Source organism: Microbacterium umsixpiens, from assembly GCF_053543675.1.
Map to the genome: position 1 here is coordinate 25,392 of NZ_JBLVOH010000244.1, position 5,769 is coordinate 31,160.

General features: G+C 67.3%; 7 protein-coding genes. 4 read left to right on the top strand and 3 right to left on the bottom strand.

The genetic code is table 11. The features are described 5' to 3' along the window. Positions 1-16 precede the first annotated feature (16 nt). Together lpdA and ACNPM4_RS20455 are read right to left on the bottom strand one after the other, a co-directional pair. Positions 17-1,414 (bottom strand): dihydrolipoyl dehydrogenase, encoded by a 1,398-nt coding sequence (gene lpdA / locus ACNPM4_RS20450; protein ID WP_029261536.1) that lies wholly within the window; start codon positions 1,412-1,414, stop codon positions 17-19. A gap of 9 nt (positions 1,415-1,423) precedes the next feature. Then, on the bottom strand, positions 1,424-2,074 hold the full coding sequence (locus ACNPM4_RS20455) for a copper resistance CopC family protein (RefSeq protein WP_400858302.1): 651 nt from the start codon (positions 2,072-2,074) through the stop codon (positions 1,424-1,426). Positions 2,075-2,175: 101 nt separating this feature from the next. On the opposite strand from ACNPM4_RS20455, the gene ACNPM4_RS20460 reads away from it, so the two are divergent. The 3 genes from ACNPM4_RS20460 (at position 2,176) to ACNPM4_RS20470 (ending at position 3,993) form a co-directional block, all read left to right on the top strand. Beyond that, positions 2,176-2,661, top strand: coding sequence for an FHA domain-containing protein (locus tag ACNPM4_RS20460; RefSeq protein WP_029261538.1), 486 nt, complete (start codon positions 2,176-2,178; stop codon positions 2,659-2,661). Next, positions 2,661-3,347, top strand: a complete 687-nt coding sequence (gene ftsR, locus ACNPM4_RS20465) for a transcriptional regulator FtsR (RefSeq protein WP_372466526.1) — start codon at positions 2,661-2,663, stop codon at positions 3,345-3,347. The genes ACNPM4_RS20460 and ftsR overlap by 1 nt, the downstream gene beginning before the upstream one ends. A 100-nt stretch (positions 3,348-3,447) precedes the next feature. Next, positions 3,448-3,993: a MerR family transcriptional regulator gene (locus tag ACNPM4_RS20470; protein ID WP_029261540.1), complete on the top strand. Its 546-nt coding sequence runs from the start codon at positions 3,448-3,450 to the stop codon at positions 3,991-3,993. A gap of 75 nt (positions 3,994-4,068) precedes the next feature. On the opposite strand, the gene ACNPM4_RS20475 is transcribed toward ACNPM4_RS20470, so the two are convergent. After that, a complete protein-coding gene (locus ACNPM4_RS20475) occupies positions 4,069-4,881 on the bottom strand; it encodes a ParA family protein (RefSeq protein WP_448986991.1) in 813 nt (270 codons plus the stop codon). Between the two features lie 93 nt (positions 4,882-4,974). Between ACNPM4_RS20475 and ACNPM4_RS20480 the strand changes: the two genes are divergently transcribed. Then, positions 4,975-5,769: ATP-binding protein (locus ACNPM4_RS20480; protein ID WP_448986987.1), on the top strand; the 795-nt coding region annotated here is incomplete at its 3' end.

A 5,769-nucleotide genomic window follows, 5' to 3' on the forward strand; every position in this document is an offset into this window, starting at 1 on the left:
CCTTCGAGGGGGTGGATCAGAAGTTGATCATGTGGCCGGCGAGCCCGTGGAAGCCCTCCTGCAGCGCCTCCGACAGCGTCGGGTGCGTGTGCACGTTGCGGGCCAGCTCCAGAGCCGTGAGGTCCCACTTTTGGGCCAGCGTCAGCTCCGGCAGCAGCTCGGAGACATCCGGGCCGATCATGTGGGCGCCGATGAGCTCGAGGTGCTCGGCGTCGGCGATCAGCTTGACGAAGCCGACCGGCTCGCCGAGGCCGTGCGCCTTGCCGTTCGCCATGAACGGGAAGGTGGCGACCTTGATCTCGCGCCCCTCGTCCTTGGCCTGCTGCTCGGTGAGGCCGAACGAGGCCACCTGCGGGGAGCAGAACGTCGCGCGCGGCATCATGCGGTAGTCGCCCAGCGTCTGCGTCTCCGCGCCGCCGATGGTCTCGGCCGCGACGACACCCTGTGCCTCGGCCACGTGGGCGAGCTGCAGCTTGGCGGTCACGTCGCCGATGGCGTAGATGCCCTCGACGTTGGTGCGCATGTGGTCGTCGATGTCGATCGCGCCGCGCTCGGTCAGCTTCACACCCGTGGCCTCGAGGCCGAAGCCCTCGATGTTCGGGGCGAATCCGACCGACATGAGGACCTTGCCGGCCTCGATCGACGACTGCTGCCCGTCCTTGGCGGTGTAGGTGACGGTGACGGACGAGCCGTTGTCGACGACCGACTCCACCTTGGTGGAGGTGAGGATGTCGACGCCGTAGTTCTTGTACTGCTTCGCGATCTCCTTCGACACGTCGGCGTCCTCGTTGGGGAGCGCGCGGTCGAGGAACTCGATGATCGTGACCTTCACGCCGTAGTTCGTCATCACGTAGGCGAACTCCATGCCGATGGCGCCGGCGCCGACGATGACGATCGATTCGGGCAGCTCACGGCTCATGATCTGCTCTTCGTACGTGACGACGTTCTCGCTGAGCGTCACACCGGGCAGCAGGCGCACCTTGGAGCCGGTCGCGATGATCACGTTGTCGAAGGTGACCTCTTCAGTCGAGCCGTCGGCCTTGGCGACCGAGATGGCCTTGGGGCCGGTGAAGGTGCCGCGACCGTCGTACTCGGTCACCTTGTTCTTCTTCATCAGGAAGTGGATGCCCTTGACGCGGCCATCGGCGACCACGCGGCTGCGGTCGAACGCCTTGCCGTAGTCGATCGTGAACTCGCCGGAGATTCCGAAGAAATCAGCCTTGTGATTCAGGGTGTGCGCGAGCTCCGCGTTCTTCAGGAGCGCCTTGGACGGGATGCAGCCGACGTTGAGGCAGACACCGCCCCAGTACTTCTCCTCGATGATGGCGGTGGACAGACCGAGCTGCGCGCTGCGAACCGCAGCGACGTATCCGCCAGGACCTGCACCAAGGATGACGACGTCGTAATGTGGCATGCCTTAAGCCTATCGCTCTACGGGGGCGTCGGAACCGGTCGCGGAACCGCCACGACGGCGGCTCACGACGATCCACGTGACCACGCCGGCGACGACCAGCACCGCGACGATCACGAGTACCCAGATCCACGGGGACCCACCTTCGGCGTCACCGGAATCCGCCGCCGGCGTCGTGGTCGCCTCGGGGGCGGCAGTCTGCTCGGCCGTCGGTGCCGCGGACGTGGGGGCGGCAGTGGGTTCCTCTGTCGGAGCCGCATCGTCGCCGACGGTCACGGTGAAGGAGTACTCGCCGGAGGTGGGATGACCGTCGCTCGAGACGACCTTCCAGATGACGTGGTACTCGCCGGCCGGGCCCGAGCCCTGCAGCGGCTGGGTGACGATCGCGCCGTCGACCGTCGCTGCGCCGTCGGTGATCGAGGAACCGTCGGGGCCGGTGACGACGACCTCGGTCGCGCCGTCGCCGTCGATGAGCTTCGCGCTGAAGGTGAGTGTCAACGCCGAAGGCACGGTCTCGACGGACTCGTCCGCGGCCGGAGACGACGACACGAGCGCGTCGTGCGCGGAGGCCGAGAGCGGCGAGAAGAGAACGAGGAACGCAGCGAGCAGGGTGGCGGCGAGGGCGATCGGGGTCGCCGGGCGCCGCAAGGCTTTGGTCTTCACGGCTCCACCCTAGGAAACACCGGTATGTGGTGGCTGAGTGTGAAAGCGGCCTCCCGCGAGGGCCGCGGCATCCGTTAGTCTGGACAACCAAGGAGGGCACAGTGACTGACAGCGACAGCCGACCGGCCGGAGAAGCCGCGATCCACCGTTCCGGTGAGCAGAGACATGACGTGACGCAGACGTTCGGGCACGATTCCGACCTGTCATTCGTGCCGTTCGGGGTGGAACTCACCGATGTGGAGCAGAGCGCGATCAGCGCCCTCCCCGCAGGATCGGCGTTGCTGCTGGTCCGTTCCGGCGCCCTCGCCGGTGCGCGCTACCTCCTCGACACCGACGTGACCACGGTCGGCCGTCACCCGGAGGCCGATATCTTCTTCGACGACGTGACCGTGTCCCGTCGTCATGCCGAGATCACCCGCACCGGATCGACGTTCGAGATCATCGATCAGCGCTCACTCAACGGAACGTACGTCAACGGGGAGCGCGTCGACCGCAGCCCGCTCGTCGACGGCTCGGAACTGCGTGTCGGCAAGTTCCGCCTGAACTTCTTCGCCTCCCCTCGCGATCGCGCGGCGGCGAACGACTGATGGCGGCTACTCCCGCCCGCGAACGTTCCGCGTCCGCGGGCTTGCTGAGCATCGGCCAGGTCCTCGCTCGGCTCACACCGGAGTTCCCCGACCTCACCTCCAGCAAACTGCGCTTCCTCGAGGTGCAGGGCATCGTCAGTCCCTCTCGAACCGAGTCCGGCTACCGCAAGTTCTCCGCGTCGGACATCGAGAGGCTGCGGCTCGGCCTCACCCTGCAGCGCGACCACTATCTTCCGCTGAGCGTGATCCGCGAGCAGCTCGACGACGTCGATGCGGGTGGGGAGGCGACACCGCTCGCTCCGCCGCCCTCGATCACGCCGGCGCCGCGCAGATACCGTCGCGACGAGCTGCTGGCCGCAGCCGGTGCGGGCCCGCAGCTGCTCAACGATGCGATCAGCACCGGCGTCATCATCGCGCAGGAGAGCTACCAGGAGACGACGGTCACGCTGCTGCGCGGCCTCGTCGCCCTCGACCGCCACGGCATCGAGCCGCGGCACCTGCGTTCCCTGCGTCAGGGGGCGGAGCGCGAGGTCGCGCTCATCGAATCGGCGATGTCCGCGCTGCTGCGTCGGACGGACGCACCGTCTCGCGCCAAGGCCAGCGAACTCGCGCCCGAACTGGCGACGAAGATCGACGAAGTGCGCTCGCTCTTCGTCAGGGACGCACTGTCACGAGTGCTTTCGTAACGAACTGGTTGCGACACACCTTCGCGGTCCCGCGGATGTGATTGCCGGTGCCCAGGCACTGCTCTACCGTGGAAGATAACCGTTCCAGGGAGGATTTCAGATGAATGCGGATGAGCTCGCAGGAGACCCGCGGTTCGTACCCGAACTCCTCTTCACCGACGGTCTTCCGGCCATGGATGACGAGGTCGGCTACCGTGGCGCGGTCGCCGCTCGCGCCGCCGGCATCACCTACCGTCAGCTGGACTACTGGGCGCGCACCGAGCTGGTGGAACCCACCGTTCGCGGGGCGAACGGTTCCGGCTCGCAGCGTCTCTACGGCTTCCGCGACATCCTCGTGCTGAAGCTCGTGAAGAGCCTGCTCGACACGGGCATCTCGCTGCAGCAGATCCGAACGGCCGTCGACGAGCTGCGACGTGCGGGTATCCGCGACCTCGCCGGTACGACGCTCATGAGCGACGGTGCGTCGGTCTACCTGTGCACCTCGAACGACGAGGTCATCGACCTCGTGAGCCGCGGCCAGGGCGTCTTCGGCATCGCTGTCGGCAAGGTCCTCCGTGAGGTGGAGTCGACGCTGGTCGCATTCGATGCGACCGCTCCGGATCCGGTCGACGAGCTCTCCGCCCGTCGGACCAAGCGCTCCGCCTGACACCGCGCCTCCCCGACATACAGAAAACGGCCGTCCTCGATGAGGATGGCCGTTTCGCTGTGCGCGTGGGGAGGATCAGCTCTGTGGACCGCTCTCGGGCACGGCGATCCGACCGGTGCGGATGATCCGGTCGAGAAGTGAATCGAAGTCGGCCGCCAGTTCCTGGGCGGAATCGCCGGGCCAGATGTGCAGCGGCTTGGCGGCACCCTGCGCCTGCTGCAGCGAAGTGCGCTCCGGCAGCTGCGGGGAGAGCACGAGGGGGCCGAACATGTCGCGCAGTTCCTTGATGCGGAACTGGTGCTCGATGGACTGCGGGCGCACGCGGTTCACGACGATGCCGAGAGGCTGCAGTCGGGGAGAGAGACCGCGACGGATCTCCTCGATGGCGCGAAGGGCGCGATCGGCGGCGGCCACGGAGAAGAGACCGGGCTCGGTGACGACCATGACGCGATCGCTCGCGGCCCAGGCCGTGCGGGTCAGGGCGTTCAGCGAGGGTGCGCAGTCGACGAGCACGAGGTCGTAGTCGGCCTCGACGGAGGCGAGCGCCTCCTCGAGCTTCCAGACGTCGCGCACGCTCGGGTGCGGGCCGTCGAAGTTGATCGCAGAAGGGCTCCCGATCAGCACGTCGATGGTGCCGGGGTGGACCTTCGCCCAGCCGCTGGAGGTGATCGCCTGGCGGACCACCTTCTCCTTCGGGTTCGCCAGGACGTCGGCGATGTTGAGTCGTCCGGCCACCTGGATGTCCATCCCGGTGGAGACGTCGGACTGCGGGTCGAGGGCGACGACGAGAGTCCGGACGCCTCGGGCGAAAGCCGCTGAGGCCAGCCCGAGTGTCACGGTCGTCTTGCCGACGCCCCCCTTGAGAGAGCTGACGCTGAGTACGTGCACGGACACCACGTTACCTTCCCCTAGGCTGAGGGAACACTCAGCCCCGCCCCATGCGCATCGAAAACGCTGCGCATCGAGCTTTCAGAGGTGTGCATGTTCCAGAAGATCCTTGTGGCGAACCGCGGCGAGATCGCGATCCGCGCATTCCGTGCAGCAGTCGAAGTGGGGGCGCGCACCGTCGCGGTGTTCCCTCATGAGGACCGCGGCTCGGTGCATCGGCTCAAGGCCGACGAGGCCTACGAGATCGGGGAGCGCGGCCATCCGGTGCGCGCATACCTCAGCGTCGACGAGATCATCCGCGTCGCTCTCGAATCGGGAGCGGATGCGATCTACCCCGGATACGGCTTCCTCTCGGAGAACCCTGAGCTGGCCGAGAAGGCTGCAGCCAACGGCATCGTGTTCATCGGTCCGCCCTCCAAAGTCCTGGAGATGGCGGGGAACAAGGTCGAGGCGAAGCGTCATGCGATCGAGGCGGGCGTGCCCGTCCTCCGATCCACGAAAGCCTCCGACGACGTCGATGCTCTCGTCGCCCAGGCGGAGGACATCGGGTTCCCGCTCTTCGCCAAGGCGGTCGCCGGCGGCGGCGGTCGCGGCATGCGCCGTGTCGAGACGTTCGGTGATCTCGCCCCCGCGCTGGCCGAGGCCATGCGCGAGGCGGCCAGCGCATTCGGAGACGCCCGGATGTTCCTCGAGCAGGCGGTCGTGCGCCCGCGGCACATCGAGGTGCAGATCCTCGCGGACAAGACCGGCGAGACTGTGCACCTGTTCGAGCGCGACTGCTCGGTGCAGCGACGTCACCAGAAGGTCGTGGAGATCGCTCCGGCTCCGAACCTCGACGACAGCGTCCGCACCGCGCTGCACGGGTACGCGGTCGCGTTCGCGCGGTCC